The 17,562-nt window shown below is 64.1% G+C and carries 17 protein-coding genes; 1 reads left to right on the plus strand and 16 read right to left on the minus strand.

Annotated features, from left to right (window positions below; genetic code table 11):
• Positions 1-16: 16 nt before the first annotated feature.
• The 12 genes from leuD to OEG81_RS10085 form a co-directional block, all read right to left on the minus strand.
• Positions 17-667, minus strand: coding sequence for a 3-isopropylmalate dehydratase small subunit (leuD, locus tag OEG81_RS10030; RefSeq protein WP_264129090.1), 651 nt, complete (start codon positions 665-667; stop codon positions 17-19).
• Positions 668-676: 9 nt separating this feature from the next.
• Positions 677-2,080 (minus strand): 3-isopropylmalate dehydratase large subunit, encoded by a 1,404-nt coding sequence (gene leuC, locus OEG81_RS10035; RefSeq protein WP_264129091.1) that lies wholly within the window; start codon positions 2,078-2,080, stop codon positions 677-679.
• A 158-nt stretch (positions 2,081-2,238) separates the two neighbouring features.
• A complete protein-coding gene (locus OEG81_RS10040) occupies positions 2,239-2,892 on the minus strand; it encodes a 2-dehydro-3-deoxy-6-phosphogalactonate aldolase (protein ID WP_412034056.1) in 654 nt (217 codons plus the stop codon).
• Positions 2,893-2,923: 31 nt separating this feature from the next.
• The gene (locus tag OEG81_RS10045; RefSeq protein WP_264129093.1) at positions 2,924-3,856 is read right to left on the minus strand and encodes a 2-dehydro-3-deoxygalactonokinase; all 933 of its coding nucleotides are present in this window, start codon (positions 3,854-3,856) and stop codon (positions 2,924-2,926) included.
• 1 nt (position 3,857) lies between these two features.
• On the minus strand, positions 3,858-5,354 hold the full coding sequence (locus OEG81_RS10050; protein ID WP_264129094.1) for an N-acyl-D-amino-acid deacylase family protein: 1,497 nt from the start codon (positions 5,352-5,354) through the stop codon (positions 3,858-3,860).
• A 14-nt stretch (positions 5,355-5,368) separates the two neighbouring features.
• Positions 5,369-6,256 (minus strand): MurR/RpiR family transcriptional regulator, encoded by an 888-nt coding sequence (locus OEG81_RS10055; RefSeq protein ID WP_264129095.1) that lies wholly within the window; start codon positions 6,254-6,256, stop codon positions 5,369-5,371.
• 8 nt (positions 6,257-6,264) lie between these two features.
• Positions 6,265-7,533 (minus strand): amino acid deaminase, encoded by a 1,269-nt coding sequence (locus tag OEG81_RS10060; RefSeq protein WP_264129096.1) that lies wholly within the window; start codon positions 7,531-7,533, stop codon positions 6,265-6,267.
• A 29-nt stretch (positions 7,534-7,562) separates the two neighbouring features.
• Positions 7,563-8,528 (minus strand): ABC transporter ATP-binding protein, encoded by a 966-nt coding sequence (locus OEG81_RS10065; protein WP_264129097.1) that lies wholly within the window; start codon positions 8,526-8,528, stop codon positions 7,563-7,565.
• Positions 8,525-9,556 (minus strand): ABC transporter ATP-binding protein, encoded by a 1,032-nt coding sequence (locus tag OEG81_RS10070; RefSeq protein ID WP_264129098.1) that lies wholly within the window; start codon positions 9,554-9,556, stop codon positions 8,525-8,527. Before OEG81_RS10070 ends, OEG81_RS10065 begins: the two co-directional genes overlap by 4 nt.
• Positions 9,553-10,434, minus strand: coding sequence for an ABC transporter permease (locus OEG81_RS10075; RefSeq protein ID WP_264129099.1), 882 nt, complete (start codon positions 10,432-10,434; stop codon positions 9,553-9,555). Before OEG81_RS10075 ends, OEG81_RS10070 begins: the two co-directional genes overlap by 4 nt.
• 7 nt (positions 10,435-10,441) lie before the next feature.
• Entirely contained in the window at positions 10,442-11,398 is a 957-nt protein-coding gene (locus tag OEG81_RS10080) for an ABC transporter permease (RefSeq protein ID WP_264129100.1), read from the minus strand.
• 14 nt (positions 11,399-11,412) lie between these two features.
• On the minus strand, positions 11,413-13,002 hold the full coding sequence (locus tag OEG81_RS10085) for an ABC transporter substrate-binding protein (RefSeq protein ID WP_264129101.1): 1,590 nt from the start codon (positions 13,000-13,002) through the stop codon (positions 11,413-11,415).
• A gap of 116 nt (positions 13,003-13,118) precedes the next feature.
• On the opposite strand from OEG81_RS10085, the gene OEG81_RS10090 reads away from it, so the two are divergent.
• Complete coding sequence (locus tag OEG81_RS10090) at positions 13,119-13,508, plus strand: RidA family protein (protein WP_264129102.1); 390 nt, start codon at positions 13,119-13,121, stop codon at positions 13,506-13,508.
• A 49-nt stretch (positions 13,509-13,557) separates the two neighbouring features.
• On the opposite strand, the gene OEG81_RS10095 is transcribed toward OEG81_RS10090, so the two are convergent.
• From OEG81_RS10095 to OEG81_RS10110, 4 genes are all read right to left on the minus strand, one after another.
• Entirely contained in the window at positions 13,558-14,397 is an 840-nt protein-coding gene (locus OEG81_RS10095; RefSeq protein ID WP_264129103.1) for a M48 family metallopeptidase, read from the minus strand.
• Positions 14,398-14,427: 30 nt separating this feature from the next.
• Complete coding sequence (gene aroC, locus OEG81_RS10100; protein WP_264129104.1) at positions 14,428-15,489, minus strand: chorismate synthase; 1,062 nt, start codon at positions 15,487-15,489, stop codon at positions 14,428-14,430.
• A 139-nt stretch (positions 15,490-15,628) separates the two neighbouring features.
• Positions 15,629-17,104: a protein adenylyltransferase SelO gene (locus OEG81_RS10105; protein ID WP_264129105.1), complete on the minus strand. Its 1,476-nt coding sequence runs from the start codon at positions 17,102-17,104 to the stop codon at positions 15,629-15,631.
• Positions 17,101-17,496 carry a DUF2069 domain-containing protein gene (locus OEG81_RS10110; RefSeq protein ID WP_264129106.1) on the minus strand — a complete coding sequence of 132 codons (396 nt, stop codon included), beginning with the start codon at positions 17,494-17,496 and terminating at the stop codon, positions 17,101-17,103. Before OEG81_RS10110 ends, OEG81_RS10105 begins: the two co-directional genes overlap by 4 nt.
• Positions 17,497-17,562 lie beyond the last annotated feature (66 nt).

Here is a 17,562-nt window from a genome sequence, read left to right on the forward strand (position 1 = left end):
GGCACCGGGCGGACTCCTAGGCGATGGGGCGCGCTTCCAGCCAGGGATGGCGCGCCAGCCGCTCGGCCTCGAAGGCGCGGATGACATCGGCCTTTTGCAGCGTAAGCCCGATTTCATCCAGGCCGTTGAGCAGGCAGTGCTTGCGGAAGGGCTCGATATCGAAAGCCAGTTCGCGGCCGTCCTGCGCAATCACCACCTGGCGCTCCAGGTCGATGCGCAGCTTGTAGCCGGCAAAGGCCCTGACCTCGTCGAACAGCCTGGCTACTTGAAGTTCCGGCAGCACGATGGGCAGCAAACCGTTCTTGAAGCTGTTGTTGAAGAAGATATCGGCATAGGACGGCGCGATGATCGCGCGAAAGCCGTATTGCGTCAAAGCCCAGGGCGCATGCTCGCGGCTGGAGCCGCAACCGAAGTTCTTGCGGGCCAGCAGAATGGAAGCCCCCTGGTAGCGCGGCTGATTGAGGACGAAGTCGGGGTTCAGCGGGCGCTTGGAGTTGTCCATGCCGGGTTCGCCGTGATCCAGGTAGCGCAGTTCGTCGAACAGGTTGGGACCGAAGCCCGTGCGCTGGATGGACTTCAGGAACTGCTTGGGAATGATCAGGTCGGTGTCGACGTTTTCACGGTCCAGCGGCGCGACCAGGCCATGATGGGTGGTGAATGCTTGCATGACGGCTTCCTATCGAAAATTTCGTACATCAACAAAATGGCCCGCGATCGCGGCTGCCGCGGCCATGGCCGGGCTGACCAGGTGCGTGCGCCCGCCCTGCCCCTGGCGGCCTTCGAAATTGCGGTTCGAGGTGGACGCGCAACGTTCGCCCGGTTCCAGGCGGTCGGCGTTCATGGCCAGGCACATCGAGCATCCGGGCTCGCGCCATTCGAAGCCCGCGTCCAGGAAGATCTTGTCCAGGCCTTCCTTCTCGGCCTGCCGCTTGACCAGGCCCGAGCCGGGCACCACCATGGCCTGCTTGACCGACGAGGCCACGCGCCTGCCGCGCGCCACCACCGCCGCGGCGCGCAGGTCTTCGATGCGCGCATTGGTACAGGATCCGATGAAGATGCGATCCACCTTGATATCGGTAAGCGGCGTGTTGGGCTTCAGGCCCATGTATTCCAGGGCGCGCTCCATGCCGTTGCGGCGCACGTCGTCTTTTTCCTTGTCGGGATCGGGTACGCGGCTGTCGACGGGAAGCACCATTTCGGGCGACGTGCCCCACGACACCTGCGGGCTTATTTCGCGGGCATCGATCTCGACCACCCGGTCGAACTTGGCGCCGGGATCGGAATGCAGGGTGCTCCAGTACTGCACGGCCTGATCCCACAGGGCGCCGGACGGCGCATACGGGCGGCCGCGGAAGTAATCGATGGTCTTCTGGTCGACGGCCACCATGCCGGACCGGGCGCCGGCCTCGATGGCCATGTTGCAGACCGTCATGCGTCCTTCCACCGACAGGGCGCGCACCGTGCTGCCGCCGAATTCGATGGCATAGCCCGTGCCGCCGGCCGTGCCTATCTTGCCGATGACATACAGGACCAGGTCCTTGGCCGTGCAGCCCAGGGGCAACTCGCCTTCGACCTTGATCAGCATGCTCTTGTTCTTTTTCATGAGCAGCGTCTGCGTGGCCAGCACGTGCTCGACCTCGGAGGTGCCGATGCCGAAAGCCAGCGCGCCCAAGGCGCCGTGCGTGCTGGTATGGGAGTCGCCGCAGACCACCGTCATGCCCGGCAGGGTGGCGCCCTGCTCGGGGCCGATGATGTGCACGATGCCCTGGCGCAGGTCGTTCATGCGGAATTCGGTGATGCCGTATTTTTCGCAGTTGGCGTCCAGCGTGTCCACCTGAAGCCGCGAAATGGGATCCTGTATGCCCTGGTTGCGGTCCGTCGTGGGCACGTTATGGTCGGCCACGGCCAGGTTGGCTCCTATGCGCCATGGCTTGCGGCCGGCCAGCGCCAGGCCCTCGAATGCCTGCGGACTGGTCACTTCGTGAACCAGATGACGGTCGATGTACAGCAAACAGGTGCCGTCCGACTCTTGATGCACCACGTGTGCATTCCAGAGTTTGTCGTAGAGGGTTTGTGCCATGGGGTGCCCTTTGGAGAGGTAAACGGAAAAGCCTGGATGAATTATGCCATCTTGCAAACCCGGTACAAGACAAGTTCTTATACTGGTATCGGCAGTGACACCCTACCCGGCTTCCGTCTACCGCATAGGATCGAAACGGCTCCCGCCCTTGGAGGGCTTCAGGCGGCGCCGCTGGCCCGCAACAGGCCCTGCTTGCGCAATCCGGCCAGCGCTTCCGCGAAGGCCTGCGCATTGCGCGCGACCTCGGCTGCGGGCATGCCCTGCTTGTACAGGGCGGATCCCAGGCCGAAGCCATTCGCGCCGGCGCGCAGGTAATCCGCCATGGTGTCGGGCCGTATGCCCCCGACCGGCAGCAAGCGGTGCCCCGACGGCAGTACGGCGCGCCAGGCCTTGACCACGGCGGGTGCGATCTGCTCGGCCGGATACAGCTTCAGGGCATCGGCGCCATTGGCCAGCGCGGCGAAGGCTTCGGTGGGCGTAGCCACGCCGGGCACGCACAGCAGGCCCGACTGCTTGGCCTGGCGAACGACCGCCGGATCGCTGTGCGGCATCAGCACCAGCTTGCCGCCCGCCCGGGCGATCGCCATGGCGTCGGCCGGCGACATGACGGTTCCGCCGCCCACCAGCAGGTCGGGAAACCGCTCAGCCAGAAGCGCGATGCTCTCCAGCGGACGCGGCGAATTCAACGGCACTTCGAGAATACGGAAACCGGCATCCACGACGCCTTCGGCAATGGAGACCACCTCTTCGGGGATTACGCCACGAAAGATCGCGATCAGCGGGAACTCGTCCAGATAAGTATGGATATGCATCGTCATTCCAAAAAATAGCGCGTTGAAGCCATCAGGCCACCAGGCCCAGGTGGCGCGCGATGCCGAGCATGCCAAGATAGCTTGCCTGCTCGGGGCAGCCGGAGCCGCTCAGCCCGAAGACCGAAAGCGCCTCTTGGTAACGCTGGAGCAAAGCCGGCTTGCACACCAGATGGATATGCGGCGCCGTGCCGGATCCAAGCAAGGCCAGGGCTTCGCGGATTTCCTCGCCGATCAGCAGGCCGGAAAGATAATCGGGGGCCAGTTCGCTTGCCAAGCCGCCGAGCAGGCCGCGCGAGCGCACGGAAAACAGATTGTGCAACACCGCGCCCTCGGCCGCCACCGCGCAGCCGGCGGAAAACGCGGCGCGCCCCTGCTCCCAGGAAATCGGGTCGCCCTCGGGCATGGTGCGCGACAGGATGGAATGCTGCCGGAGCAAGGCATAGACCTCGCCGGTCATGTAGCTGTGGAAATCGCAGATGCGGCGCTTCTCGACCCGCACCCATTTGCTGTGCGTGCCGGGCAGGACAAAGATGCCGTCATCGATGCCCAATGCGTCCAATGCGCCGAAAACCTGGGTTTCCTCGCCCCGCATCACGTCGGGCGCGCCATCGGCATGCCCGGTGAGCAATCCCGGCACAAAGCCGATGGATCCGTCCGTCCTGTCGGCCCAGGCCAGGCCGCGGCCCAGTTCCTCGAAGCCGGCCGGGCAAGGCAGGTACGGCGCCTCGCGCCAACCCTGGCGGCTGCCCACCATGCCCGCCGCCAGCACGGCCGCCCCAGGATGGGTATGCAGCCATGCGCCCGCCACCTTGTCGAACACAGCCTGGAAATCGCGCCCTGCCACGGCCATGATGCCGTCGGCCGTGTCGGCCTGATCGACGATGCGGCCCCGGCCATCCATAAGCGCGGCCCGCAGCGATGTGGTGCCCCAATCCAGGGCGATTAGATGCGTGTCATCGGACATTTCAACTGGCGACCTTCATATTGCTGCGCTCCACGAACCGCCCCGCCCTTGCGGCGATGGCTTTATCCCGACCGATGAAACTGAGGCGGCCGTTCACCCAGACCTGTTCGATTCCCTGGCTGAACTGAGCCGGTTCGGCATAAGTGGCCAAGTCGCGCACCTTGTCCGGGTCGAACACGACCACGTCCGCAAAGTACCCGGGCTTGAGCAGGCCGCGCCCGCCAAGACCGAAGCGCCTTGCCGACATGCCCGTCATTTTATGGATGGCCTGCGCCAAGGGCAAGGTTCCCTTGATTCGCCAGTATTGGTCGAGCACTCGCGGGAATGCGCCCCACAGCCGGGGGTGCGGATGCCTGTCATGCGGCAGGCCATCGGACCCTATCATGGACAGCGGATGGGCCACCACGCGATCCACGTCGTCCTGGCGCATCTGGAAATAGCAGGCGCCGCCCGGCTGCAGGCGCTGGCAAGCCTGCTTCTGCGAGATGCCCCACAGCGCGGCGATGTCCTTGAGATAGCGGCCAACCATTTCCGGATGCGCTTCGCTGCCGGTTATCAGGATATCGATGACGCCGTCGACCAGATCCTCCCGCAGGACCGTGGAGCCCGCGGTATACGGGTACACATCCATGGCGATGGGCTGCTCCCGGGCCAGCCGCTCGATCAGCGGCAGCGTCTCGGCCGTGCGGCCCCAGTTCTCCGGCCCGGCGCATTTGTGATGGGAAAGCACCAGCGGCGCGCCGGCCGTACGCGCCGTGAGGGCCGCTTCTTCGATGGCCTGGACAATGCCACGCAGTTCGTCCCGCACGTGGGTCGCATAGACGCCGCCGTGCGCGGCCACGACCTTGACCAGGGAAGACAGCTCGTGAATGTCCGCCGCATAGGCTTGCCGATAGAACACGCCCGAGGACATGCCCAGGGCGCCGGCCCGCATGGCGTCGTCCAGCACACGGCTCATGGCCTGCGTCTCGGCGGCGGAGGCCGGGCTGTCCAGGCTGGCCATGGCCTGCATGCGCAAAGCGGTATGGCCGATCAGGGCGGCCACGTTCACGCCGGGCCGGGCCTGGTCTATGGCCCGGCGATACGCCGCGAGCGACTCGAAGCGGAACTGCCTGCGGCCCAGCAATGAAAGAGGCGCCGCCGGCTCGTCCGTGACGATGGGCACCAGGGAAATGCCGCAATTTCCGGTGATGACCGTGGTAATGCCCTGGGACAGCTTGGGCAGCATGTCCGGATGATCCAGGACGGCGGCGTCGTCGTGCGTGTGGACGTCGATGAAGCCCGGCGCAACCACCATGCCGGCGCAATCGTGCACCGTGAAATTGCCCGGTTCCGCCTGCGCCGGCGGCGCCGCTCCAGGCGGCAGCACCGCAAGCAGCTTGTCGCCTTGTATCCAGACATCGCCCGGCTTCCCGTCGGACGCCGATCCATCGTGCAGAACTCCGTTGCGCAGTACATCGATACGGCCGCTGCCGCCATCCGCTTGCGTCAAACTCATGACAACCTTTGAACTCAATAAATATCCGTATGCAGCGCGCTGTCTATGCCGTGCTGCTCAAGCACCTGCTTGATCTGCTTCAGTTTCTTGATGGCTTCGGGCCCAAGCTTCTGCGCAATGCGCACCGTAAGTATTTCGATCACCAGCAAGTGGGCCAGGTAGGCTTCGGTGCTGACCCGCATGACGGCGTCCTGCGGCACCGACACCGCGATGGTCAGATTGGCCTTCAAGGCCAGGGGCGTGCCGGCCTGGGTCAGCGCCACCACCGTGGCGCCCCTGCTTCTGGCCAACTGGGCGGCTTCCAGCACGAAAGGCATGCTGCCCACATGGGAAATGACGAAGGCGATGCCTTTTTCATCCAGTGAACTGGCTGAAATCAATTGCTGATGCGGGTCGGAAAATGCGTTGGCATTGACGCCCAGCCGAAACAAGCGTGTTTGCAGCTCCTGGGACATGAAGGCCGAGGTCGCGCCCACCGAATAGCAATCGACGCGGCTCGCATCGACGATCTTGCGGGCGACATCGTCCAGCACATCGACATCCAGATGGCGGCCCAGTTCCGCCAGGGATGAAATCGCGCTGCGCACGATTTTCCCCACCACGTCGGGCGCCGGGTCGCCGATGGAGACGCTGCGATGAAAATGATGGTTGGAAACCGCCAGGTCCTGCGCCAGCGCCACCATGAAATCGCGGAAGCTGCCGTAGCCGAAGTGCCGGAAAGTCCGTATGACCGATGGCATCGACACCTGCGCCGCCGTGGCGATCTGTTCTATCGTGCTGTTCACGATGCCGGCGGGATCCTTGAGAATGACGTGCAGAACACGCTGCTGCGCCTTCGACACATGCTCCAGCGACTCGTGCAACTGGCGCAGCAGGCCGGGCGATGAGGGTAGCGTTGCCATACGGTCTCCTAGAAGCGCGTGGTCACCGCGGAGACGACATTCCCCGCTTCGTCGATCAGCGGCAGCCAGGTCCATTTGTCGAAGGTGGTGCATGGATGGGAAATACCCAGTATGACCCTGTCTCCGACTTCGGGATGGGGAGAGCCCTCCGATATCTTCAGGTAGGCATGCTGATCGTTCAGGGCCGATATGGCCCAGCCCATCGGCGCGAGCGCCCGGGAGCGGCCGCCCTGCGGGACATAGTGGGTCACCACCGGCAGCGACAGGTCATAGGACACATCGCGCTTGCCGCAACTCAGTATCGCCAGGCCCGGCTCGGGCACCGACTGCACCATGCTCCAGACCTCCAGCGCCGGCAGCAGGCTGGCGCTCAGGCCCTGGCGCCGCTCGACGTTGCGCAACATCCCGGAATAGAAGTCATGATCGTGAGTCACATAGCAGCCGGAGCGCAGGATGCCGGCCACCGGCCTGGACAGGGAGGGCTTCAGGCCCGGCACGACAAGGTCGAATACGGCGGACCCTCCCGCGCTGACAATGATCTCTTCGTCTTCGAACAAGGCCAGCCTGTCGCACTCCAGTGCAATGCGCCCCACGCGTTCCATCAGTGCGCCCACCTGCCGGCTGTCCTGCTCGCTGTCGCAACGGGCCAGACCGCCTTCATAGCACTCTATTCCGCCCAGGGTCAGCGAACCGGACTGCCTGATGCGCCCGGCCAGCTCGACGGCCTGTTCAGCGGTCCGGCAACCCGTGCGCTGCCCGGGAATGCCGACTTCGAGCAGGCAGCCGAATGCCATCGACGATTTCCGGCGCTGCGCCCAGGACTCTATCTGCTCCACCTGAGCCAGCGAATCCACCAGGAACCATATGCGCAAATCCGGGTCGCGGGTCCGCATGTGCTGCAAGGCGTCCAGGTCGGCGTCGCAAACCACCTGGTTGGCGATGATGATGCGCCGCGCGCCCGCCTCCAGGCCGGCGTTCACCTGGAACACCGTCGCAAAGGTGAGCCCCCAGGCGCCCGCGTCCAGCTGGCGCCGGAACAATTGCGGCGACATGGTGGTCTTGCCGTGTGGCGCAATGAAGACGCCCCGCTCTTTCGCGTAGGCCTGCATCCATGCCAGGTTGTGCTCCAGCTCCGCCCGCCGGATGACGGCCATGGGGTAGGACAGATCGTCGTTGAACAGGTTCCAGCCGTATTGCGCCACATCCGCCGCAAGACAAGGCGCCGCGCCGGGCGGGAAGCCCTTGTGGCCGGAATTGAGGTAGTCCTTTTGCTTCATGCTCGCTTTGCCTTGTATCGTCAGAGAGTTCAATAATTGCGCCAACAGGCCTGCCAATGGCCTTCGCCGTGCTGCCTGAGTTCCATGCCGGCCTGGGCGCAACGGGCTTCGGCCAGCGGGCAGCGCGTCCTGAATACACAACCGGATGGCGGGTTGGCGGGGCTGGGCAGATCGCCTTCCAGCAGGCGCGCCGGCCTGGGCGCCTGGGGGTCCGGAATGGGCGACGCCGCCAGCAGCGCCTGCGTGTAGGGATGTTGCGGCTGCTCGTACAACGCATGGGTCGGGGCAATCTCCACCACGCGGCCCAGGTACAGCACCACCACACGGTCGCACAGGTATTCCACCACATCCAGGTCGTGCGAAATGAAAAGCATGGTCAAGCCCAGCCGATCCTTGATCTCGCCCAGAAGATTGATGACCTGCGCCTGTATCGATACGTCCAGCGCCGAGAGGGGCTCATCCGCGATGATGAACTCCGGCTCCACCGCGAGCGCCCGCGCAATGCCGATGCGCTGGCGCTGTCCGCCGGAGAATTCATGCGGGAAACGCTCCGCCTGCTCCTCGCTCAAGCCGACCTGGCGCAAGAGCTCGTAGATGCGCGGCAGGCGCGCAGCTCCACGGGCCAGGCCATGCGCATCCATGGCCTCGGCCAGAATCTGGCGCACGCGCATGCGGGGATTCAGGCTGGCATAGGGGTCCTGGAACACGACCTGTATCTGCGCGCGCAAAGGACGGTACTGGCGTTGACTCAGCGCGGCCAGGTCCACCGGCGCCGGCCCGCCGTGGTAGAGCATCCGCCCGGCGCTCGGATCCGTCAACCGGCTCAGCATGCGCCCTATGGTCGTCTTGCCCGATCCCGACTCGCCCACCAGTCCAAGGGTCTCGCCCTTGAGGATCGAAAACTCCACTCCGCTGACCGCCTGTATCGGCGCCGCGGATGAACCGAACGTCTTGCTCAAGCCATGCAGTTCGATCAGTGCTTGCCCCTTGCTCATGCGCGGACTCCCATGGGTTTGAAACAGCGCACGCCGCCGCCCTCCTCCAGCGCGTCCAGAGGCGGCGCGGCCGCGCGGCAATACTCATCGGCCAAGGCGCATCGCGGACTGAAGGCGCAGCCCGCCGGCATATCGTAAGGGCTGGGTGCCTGCCCGCCTATCGCGGCGAGCCGGCCGATCCGGCCGTCGCTCCGGCCGGACTTCCTGGCCATGGCCGGCAGGCAATTCAACAGCGCCTGTGTATAGGGATGGGCAGGCCGCGCAAACACACGCTCCACGCTGCCCGACTCGACGATCCTGCCGGCATACATCACGGCCACCTTATCCGCGTACTGGGCCACCACCCCCAGGTTGTGGGTAATGAACAATACGCTCATTCCGGTGTCCTCCTGCAACCGCCCGATGAGCGCCAGGATCTGCGCCTGTATGGTCACATCCAATGCCGTGGTCGGCTCATCGGCAATCAGCAGCGTGGGGGAACAGGCCATGGCCAGGGCAATCATCACGCGCTGGCGCATGCCGCCCGACAGCTCATGCGGATATTCGCCCAGCCTGCGCGCGGCCGCCGGAATCTCGACCATGTCCAGCATGCGCTGCGCGTGCGCCCTGGCTTGCGCGCGGCCATAACCCAGATGCAGCCGGGTCGACTCGGCAATCTGCTCGCCCACCGTCAGCAGCGGGTTGAGGCTGGTCATGGGCTCCTGGAAAATCATGGCCATCTCGTTGCCGCGCAAGCGGCGGAACTCGCGTTCCGGCAGGTCGAGCAGGCTGACCCGCTCTCCGTTGCGCCGCGTAAAATGCGCCGCGCCGCCGACCTGGGGATGCGAAGTCTTGGCATGCAGGCCCATCAGGCTCAGGCTGGTAACGGATTTTCCCGACCCGGATTCGCCGACCAGCGCCAGCGTGGCGCCCGCAGCGATGGAAAACGACACGTCGTGGACGCTTTGCACGCGTCCCCGATCGCTCAGGAAGGAAGTCGACAGGGAGTCGACCTGTATGCGGGTGCCGGGATGCGTATCCGTCGTCATGCCGCCGCCTTCAGTTTGGGATCCAGGGAATCGCGTATGCCGTCGCCCACGAGTTGCAACGAAAGCGCCGTGATGACGATGGCCAGGCCGGGAAAGACGATAGTCCAGAATGCCTGGTCGGAATAGTTGAGGCTGCCGACGATCATGGTGCCCCAGGTGGGTATGGACGGTGGAACGCCGACGCCCAGAAAGGACAGGCCGGCTTCGGCCAGGATGGCGTAGGCGAAGATGAAGGTCAATTGCACCAGGACGGGGGAAATCAGCCCGGGCAGGATATGCATGTACAGAATTTTCCAGGTCGGCGTGCCGATGGCGCGCGCGGCGTCCACATACAGCAGGTCGCGCAGGACGAGCGTCGAGGCGCGCGCCACCCGCGCAACGCGCGGCGTATACACGATGACCAGCGCCAGCACCACATTCCACAGCGAGGGCCCCAGTATGGCCACCAGCGCGATGCCCAGCAAAATGTCGGGGAACGCCATCATGGCATCGACCACGCGCATGATGGGCGCATCGGCCAGGCGGAAGTAGCCCGCCACCATGCCCAGCATCGTTCCCAGGACCACGGCGCCCAATGCCGTGACCAGGCCTATGGTCAGGGAATAGCGCCCGCCATAGGCCATGCGCAAAAAGACATCCCGGCCCAGATGGTCGGTGCCGGCCCAGTGCGACAGCGACGGAGCCTTCAGGCGCTGCATGATGGAGACCGCGCTGGGATCGGTGCCCGACACCCAGGAGATCCCGACCGATACCGCGACGACGGCAAGCAGGACTATGCTGGCCGCCAGCACGATGCGGCGCGAGAAATAGCGGCGGGCCAGGTATCTGAACCGGCTTGGGGGCGGCTTGATGCCGGAGTCCGAAGAAACAGAAGACATCGTCAGCCTACTTTCGCAATCTAATCCGCGGATCGATTACCGTGTATAGAAAATCGATGAAGAAATTGATCAGCACATAGATGAATGCCACCACCAGCAAGGTCCCCTGGATCACAGGGTAATCGCGGCGCAGCACCGCACGCACCACCAGTCCGCCCACTCCCGGCAGATTGAATACCGTTTCGGTGACCACGGTGCCGCCTATCATCAGCGCCATGGTCAATCCGATGACCGTGACGATGGGAATCAGCGCGTTCTTCATCACATGCTTGACCATGATGACGGTCTCGGACAGCCCCTTGGCCCTGGCCGTGCGCACGTAATCCTCGCCCAGCGTGTCCAGCATGGAGGCGCGCGTGAAGCGGATGATGAGCGCCGAGTTCAGCACGCCCAGCACCACCGAAGGCAAGGCCAGGTGCATCATGCGCTGCGCCAGGTCCGCCTCGGGCGGGCCATAGCCCGAGGCGGGAAACCACCCCAGCTGAACGGCAAAGATGCGGATAAGGATGAGGCCCATCCAGAAACTGGGCACGCTGGCCGCCAGCATGGCCACGGCGCTGACCACCTGGTCCGTGCGCGAGCCCCGCCATACGGCGGCGAGCGCGCCGCAAGGCACGCCTATGCAGCTTGCGATCGCAACGGAAAACAGGGCCAGCAATACCGTGGGCTCCGCCCTTTCCAGCAAGACCTGGGTCACCGGCTGCTGAAGAAAGATGGACGTGCCCAGGTTGCCGGTCAGCACCTGCCCAAGCCATAGAAGGAACTGGGTGGGCAAAGGCCTGTCCAGGCCATACTGCGCGCGCACCTGGGCGATATCGGCGGCCGTTGCCTGATCGCCCAGCAGCACCGCTATGGGATCTCCGGAGGCCATGTGCACCAGCAAAAAAACCAGCACGGCCACGATGAGCAGCACGACGCAGGCACCCAGCGAACGGACCAGCAGTATCTTGATGGCGGACAGCATTCCGGCGACGCCCCTCAGGCCAGCTTGGTGTTCCAGAAAAACGGCCAGGCGCTGGGCACGAAGCCCTGCAAGCGGCTGGAGCGCGCCGACAGGCTGTTGAACTTGCCCAATTCCACAAAAGGCACTTGCTCGTACACCACGGCCTGCACCTCGCCCCATAGCGGCCCGCGCTTGGCCAGGTCCACCTCTTCGTTGAAGGCCTTGATCGTGGCAGCCTTCTCGGGAGATTCCCACCAGCCCGGCGCGCCGGATCCCAATTGCGGCGGCGACAGGATGGGCTCGGGAAACAGGCCGGAGTGCGTTATGTAGATGTCCCATACCTTGGCATCGTTGCGGCGCTGCAGTAGCGTGGCCCAATCCACGACCTGCAGGTCGGCCGTGAAGCCGGCGCGCTTGAACTGCTCGACCAGGACCATGGCGATGTTGTAGTGGAATTCATATTGGCGGCTGGCCAGTATGCGTATCGGCTTGTTGCCGTAGCCCGCCTTGCTGGCCAGTTCCGCCGCCTTCTTCGGATCGTTGTTGTTGTAATGGCCGGCGCCCGCTTCGGAATAATAAGGCGTGCCCTTGGGAAAGAAGTTGGGCTCGACAATGAAGAAGCGGGGATCGCCGAAGGCGGCCGCCATCAGCTCCTCCGCCCCGATGGCGGTCTGCACCGCCTGGCGCATGGCCTGGTCCTGCAAGACGCCTTCCTTGGTGTTGAACACCATATAGACAAAGCCGAAATTCTTGGCAATGATGGGCACGATACCCTCCCCGCCACGCTCCAGGCGCCCCACGGACTCCACCGGCAACAGGTCGGCATAGGCGAACTGCCCCGCCATCGCTCCGGCCACACGCGTATTGGAATCGGGCACGGGCACAAAACGCAGTTCCTTTATGGCCGCCGTGCGCCGTCCGCCGAAACCGCTGGGCTCCTCGCTGCGCGCGGCATACGAGTCGAAGCGCTCCAGTATGGTGTATTGATCCGGACGCCGCTCTTTCAGCTTGTAAGGCCCGGTGCCTATGAAGCGGGTCATCTGGTCGGCAATGGTGCTTTTCGGCATGATCGCGGCCATGCCGGAGGGAAATGCCAGTTGAGCCAGCAAGGGCGCATAGCGGTTGTTCAGATGTATGGCTATTTTGGCGGGCGACACCTTCACGATCTGCGCAATTTCCTTGGCGACCGCCTTGCCCCGCGGCGATATCCTGGCCCAACGATCCAGCGAGGCGATGACGTCGTCGGCGGTCAGCATGGAACCGTCATGAAAGGGAAGCTGTTCGCGCAATTCGATTTCGACCACCTTGCCGTCGCCCGAAATCGCGGGCATCGACGAGGCCAGCATGGGAACCACGTTCCAGTTCGCATCGAAGGTATACAAGGGCTCGTAGACATGCTGCATGATGGTGCCCACCAGGTCCGCCGTGGTCAGCATCGGATCCAGGGTCTGCGGGTCGCCTATCATGGCCAGGCTGGCGGACTGACCGCCGCCCGCGGCGAAGGCCTGGTTCGCCCCCAGGACCGCCGCGGAGGCGCCCAGCGCCCCCGCAATCAATACCTTTCGGCGCAAAGGATCGTGGCCTTCGAAAAGCACCGTATTACCGTCAAGACAGGATAATTGCATAGTGGCACCATTAAGTAATAAAATTACAAATAAGATGCTATATAGCCGCAACATTACCGTCAACAGGCTTTATATCAGGGTTTTCCTGTAAATTTTTTACATAAAATGAGGAATGCATGCCGACCATAGAATTATTGGGTCAAGCGCCCGCCAGTTCGGACCGATTGGCCCGTCCCTTGTCGCCCGCCGTACGCGCCGGCGATTTTGTATTCGTGTCGGGCCAGGTCCCCACGAACGAGCAAGGCGAGGTCGTCGCGGGCGGCATCGAAACGCAGACACGCCAGGTCTTTCAGCACTTGACGCGCGCGCTTGCCCTGGCCGGCTGCACGCTGGACGATGTGTGCAAAGCCAATGTGTGGCTGGCCGATGCCCGCGATTTCGGCAGCTTCAACCGTGTATACATGGAGTGCTTCGGTACCCACCGTCCCGCGCGTTCCACGACCGAGGCGCGCCTGATGATAGACGCCAAGGTCGAGATCGACGTCACCGCCTATAAACCGCTGTAGAAGGACGGCGCCGGCCATCGCCGATATGCCGGCGATGGGGCGCACTTTCTTACTTGCCGCTTGCCTGCTGGTACAGAGGCATGACCTTGTTTGCCGCCTCGGTCAGGTCGGCCGAACGGCTGGATGCCGAGGGATGGGTGGACAGGAATTCCGGCGGCGCGCTGCCCTGGCTGAGCGCGCCCATCTTTTGCCACAAGGTGACCGCCGCGCGCGGGTCGTAACCCGCCCTTGCGGCAAGCTCGACGCCGATGCGGTCGGCCTCGGCCTCGTGCGTGCGGCTGTTGGGCAAGGTGAACATGACTTCGCTCAAAGCGCTGCCCAGATCGGCCGTGGCGCCGGCGCCGGTCACCGCCGACAGCACGGACAGCCCCATGTTCGTGACCATCTGCTGGGACACCTGTTCGCGCGCATGCTCGCGCAGGGCATGCGCCATTTCATGGCCGATGACCGCCGCCAGCTCGGCGTCGGTGGGCTTGACCTGATTGATCAGGCCGGTGTAGACGGCGATTTTCCCGCCCGGCATGCACCAGGCGTTGACGTCGTCGGAGTTGAGGACGTGCACTTCCCATTTCCAGTTGGCCGCGTCCGGACGGAATACGCCGACCTGCCTGATCAGTTTCTGGGATATGGCTTTGACGCGCGCGGTTTGCGCGGCGTTGGTGTCCACGGCTCCTTGGGAGCGCGCCTGGGAAATCAGGCTGCTGTATTGCTGGGCGGCTTCCTGTTCCAGCGCCGCCTCGGAAACCATGCTGGACATGTATTGTTTACGCTCGACGCCTACCGTGCCCGTATCGGTGGTTTGAACCGCTGCGCAGGCGCCCAGCAGGGTCAGGGCCGACGCCGCTCCGGCTGCGGCGATGCCGCGTAGGGTTGAAGTTTTTTTCTTCATGGCAGTAAAGCTCCTTTCAGGCGACTAGATTCATTTCCCGCATTGCGCGCGATGCCGCAAGGCATGATCCATCAGCACAATGGCCAGCAGAGCCTCGGCGATGGGCGTCGCGCGTATGCCTACGCAAGGATCGTGCCGTCCCAATGTCTGCACCGAAACGGGTTCGCCGGCGCGATTGATGGAACGGCGCTCGACGCGGATGCTGGACGTGGGCTTGATGGCGATGGACACGGTGATGGCCTGGCCCGACGAGATGCCGCCCAGCACGCCGCCCGCGTGGTTGGACAGGAAGCCCTCGGGCGTGATTTCGTCGCCGTGCTCGGACCCGCGCTGCGCAATGCAGTCGAAGCCCGCGCCTATGGATACTCCCTTTACCGCGTTCAAGCCCATCATGACGTGCGCGATGTCGGCATCCAGGCGATCGTAAAGGGGTTCGCCCCAGCCCGCCGGCGGGTTTTCCGCCACGACCTCGATGCGGGCGCCGATGGAATCGCCGTCGCGCCGCAGTTGATCCATATAGGCTTCGAGTTCGGGAACGATGCCGGCATTGGGCGCATAGAAGGGATTGTTCGGAACCTCGTCCCAGGACTGGAAGGGTATGGGTATCGGCCCCAGCTGGCTCATGTAGCCGCGCACCTTGATGCCATGATTCTGCGCCAGCCATTTCTTGGCGATGGCGCCCGCCGCCACACTGGGCGCGGTCAGGCGCGCCGAAGAGCGCCCGCCGCCGCGCGGGTCGCGTTCGCCGAACTTGCGCCAGTAGGTGAAGTCGGCGTGGCCGGGACGGAAGGTATCGGCGATGTTGCTGTAGTCCTTGCTGCGCGCATCGGTGTTGCGGATAAGCAGCGCAATCGGCGTGCCGGTGGTCACTCCCTGATAGACGCCGGACAGGATTTCCACCTGGTCGGCCTCCTGGCGCTGGGTTACGTGGCGCGACGTCCCGGGCCGGCGTCTGTCCAGGTCGAACTGGATGTCGGCTTCGGAGAGCTCCAGGCCGGGCGGACAGCCATCCACCACGGCGCCTATGGCCGGGCCATGCGATTCGCCGAAGTTGGTCACGCAGAATAATTTGCCTAGAGTGTTGCCGGACATAGTTTTTATTTAAGGTTGAATTGAAAGAATACGCGATAAACCGGATGGCGGCATGCATCGCTGCCGCGTCCGCAGCCATGATTCTATTAAAGATTGTGAACCGATGATCCGCCGGCCCCGCGTCGGGGCGCAGCCGGTCTCATGACGAGCAACTGACCTCCAGCCGCCCCGCCCACTCCGGCGGAACCGCGGCATAGGCCTCATGACCGGGCTGTTCGGTATAAGGGTCGCGCAAGAGCTTGAGCAAGGTGTCGATCTCGCCGACATCGCCTTGCGCGGCGGCCCGTATCGCGCCTTCGGCCAGGTGATTGCGCAATACATACAGGGGATTGCTGCGATTCATCTGCTCGATGCGTTCCGGGTCCGGCCGTTGTTCTTGCGCCAGGCGTTGCACATAGCGGTCCAGCCATGCGCCGGCCGCGTCCCGGTCGTGAAAACGCTGGAAAAACTGAGCGCTGTCCAGCGGCGCCTGGGCCAGGGACCGGAAGCTGAGCGTGAAGTCGGCCTTTTGCGTATGCAGCAGGCGCCACCAGTCGTCCAGCAAATCATCGTCGCCATCGGTCCAGGCCAGAAGGCCCAGCTTTCTACAAAGGTTGTTGCGATAGGCCTGCAAGAAGGCGGGCTCGAACTCCTGCAACTGCTCTTTCAGCGCATCGGCCTCGACGCCCAGGCCCAGCAAGGCGCTGGCCAGGCGGTAGAGATTCCAGTTGGCCACCGAGGGCTGCGCGTTCCAGGCGTAGCGCCCCTGGCTGTCGCTATGGTTGCACACATGGTCCACCTGGAAGGCGTCCATGAAGCCGTAGGGGCCGTAATCCAGCGTCAGTCCAAGTATGGACATATTGTCGGTATTCATGACGCCGTGGCAAAAGCCCGCGGTCTGCCAATCGGCAAGCAGGCGGGCCGTGCGGACGGTGACGGCGCGCAGGAAACGCAGCGCCACCCGGGCCTGCGTGGCGGGAGCGCCGTCGACGGCGTCGCGGCATTCGGGGTAGTGGCGGTCGACCACATAGTCGAGCAAGGCGCCCAGGTTTTCCGGCGAAGAAGACCAATGCTCGAACGAGCCGAAACGCACGAAGCTGGGCGAAACCCGCGTCACGATGGCGGCGGTCTCGACGGTTTCACGATAGACCGGATCGTTGGACACGACCAGCGCCAGCGCCCGGGTCGTTGCAATGCCCAGGCCGGCCATGGCTTCGCTGGCCAGATACTCGCGGACGGAGGAACGCAGTACCGCGCGCCCGTCGCCCATGCGCGAGTAAGGGGTTCGCCCCGATCCCTTCAACTGCAACTCCCAGCGCCCTGAAGGACTGACGACCTCGCCCAGCAGATGCGCCCTGCCATCGCCCAGCTGGCCCGCCCAGATCCCGAACTGGTGGCCGCTATACACGGCGGCCAGGGTCTGGCCGCCCGGCAGCGGCTGGTTGCCGGCTACCACATCGAGGAAATCGGGCTTGGCCAATGCCGCCGGCGAAAGATCGAGCAGCGCCGCGACTTCGGGGTTGGCATGCAGCAAGCGGGGTTCGGTCAGCGGCTGCGGCGACAAGCGTGTATAGAAAGACGGAGGAAGGTTGGCAAAGGAGTTCTCGACCCTGACGTTCTGGATGGATTCTTTCATGAGGCCGCCCCCGCCTTGTCCCGCGCCGCAGTCTGCTTGGCGGCCCGTTTAGCCGGCCCCAGGTAGCACACCGCGCACAGATAGAACGCCAGCGAAAAAACGATTTCCAGCCCGCCCATCACCGCCGACATGGGCGACGGATCGGACCATGCGCGGACCACGCCCTCCATGAAATAAAGCAGGATCAGCATGGCCGCCCATTGCAGGGTATACAGACGCCCCTTGAGCACGCCGCGCAAAGGCAGCAGCAAGGGCAAGGCCTTCAGGGCCAGCAAGGAGCCGCCGGGGCGCAAAGGAGCCAGTTTCAGTTCCCAGAGCAGGCACAAGGCAATGAGCGCGATCAGCGACACGGAGGCACCATGGCGCAGTACGGGATTAAGTTGCGTAGTCATGCTGGTATTATGACCCGAAAGAGGCACTCGCTGCCTAATGGGCGCCCATGAACGGAAAGGTTTTTT

Source organism: Pollutimonas sp. M17 (assembly GCF_025836975.1).
Taxonomy (GTDB): Bacteria; Pseudomonadota; Gammaproteobacteria; order Burkholderiales; family Burkholderiaceae_B.